We start from the raw sequence: 1,388 nt of genomic DNA on the forward strand, positions 1-1,388 counted from the left end.
AGTGTACGTGGGGCAGCCAGTGCGCCTTCCCAGTAAGGCGGGCGGCGGATATAGGTACTTTGCGGACGCCAGTCATACAGCGGACTTGCTGCCTGCTCACGCTCCCCCAGATCAAACATCGGGATATACACCTGCTTGAACTGTTCCGGTTTAACCGATTCTTTGACCAGCGCATCAATTTCTTCATCCGACGGCCAGATGTCTTTTAAGTAAATCGGGTTGCCGTCTTTGTCCTGCCCTAATGCATCTGTTTCAATGTCAAAACGGATGGTTCCGGCAATGGCATAGGCCACCACCAAAGGCGGAGATGCCAAAAATGCCTGCTTGGCATAAGGATGGATACGTCCGTCGAAGTTGCGGTTACCTGAAAGCACCGCTGTGGCATACAGGTCACGGTCAATAATTTCCTGCTGGATGTTCGGATCAAGTGCACCCGACATGCCGTTACAGGTGGTGCAGGCATAAGCGACAATACCGAAACCCAGTTTTTCCAGATCACCCAGTACTCCGGCTTCTTCCAGATATAAAGCCGCTGCTTTAGACCCCGGGGCAAACGATGATTTCACCCACGGTTTACGCAACAGGCCCAATTCATTGGCTTTACGTGCCAGCAAGCCTGCTGCCACGGTATTGCGTGGATTAGAGGTATTGGTACATGAGGTAATCGCAGCAATAATGATCGCTCCATCTGGCATCAGGCCTTCTGCTTCCTGGGCACGTGCGGCCTGCAGATTCCCGGCAATGCCTTTTTCTTTCAGGTCCGCCGTTGAAACACGCGCATGCGGATTGGAAGGTCCGGCAATGTTACGTGTGACGGTAGAAAGGTCGAAACGCAGCACACGCGGATATTCCGCCTGAGTCATGTCTGAGGCCCAAAGACCAATTTCTTTGGCATAGGTTTCAACCAGCTTGACCTGCTCGGCTTCACGGCCCGTCAGCGTTAAATAATCAATGGTATTCTGGTCGATGTAGAACATTGCTGCAGTTGCCCCATATTCAGGCGTCATGTTGGAAATCGTCGCACGATCCCCTACCGACATGCTGTCTGCACCTTCACCAAAGAATTCCAGATAGGCGCCGACCACACGCTCTTGACGCAAGAATTCTGTGAGCGCCAGTACAATATCGGTTGCGGTAATGCCCGGCTGACGCTGACCGACCAGCTCCACCCCGATAATGTCAGGCAAACGCATCCACGAAGCACGGCCAAGCATTACGTTTTCAGCTTCTAAACCGCCCACCCCGATTGAAATCACGCCCAGAGCATCGGTATGCGGGGTATGTGAATCCGTACCGACACAAGTATCCGGGAATGCCACGCCATCACGGTTTTGAATGACTGGAGACATTTTCTCCAGATTGATCTGGTGCATGATGCCGTTACCGGC

At 52.8% G+C, this 1,388-nt stretch carries 1 protein-coding gene; it reads right to left on the reverse strand.

Annotated features, from left to right (window positions below; genetic code table 11):
• Positions 1-1,388: aconitate hydratase AcnA (acnA, locus tag NI467_RS14530; protein ID WP_253153491.1), on the reverse strand; the 1,388-nt coding region annotated here is incomplete at both ends.

The sequence above is a fragment of the Acinetobacter sp. S4397-1 genome (genome assembly GCF_024129285.1).
Classification (GTDB): domain Bacteria; phylum Pseudomonadota; class Gammaproteobacteria; order Pseudomonadales; family Moraxellaceae; genus Acinetobacter; species Acinetobacter lwoffii_C.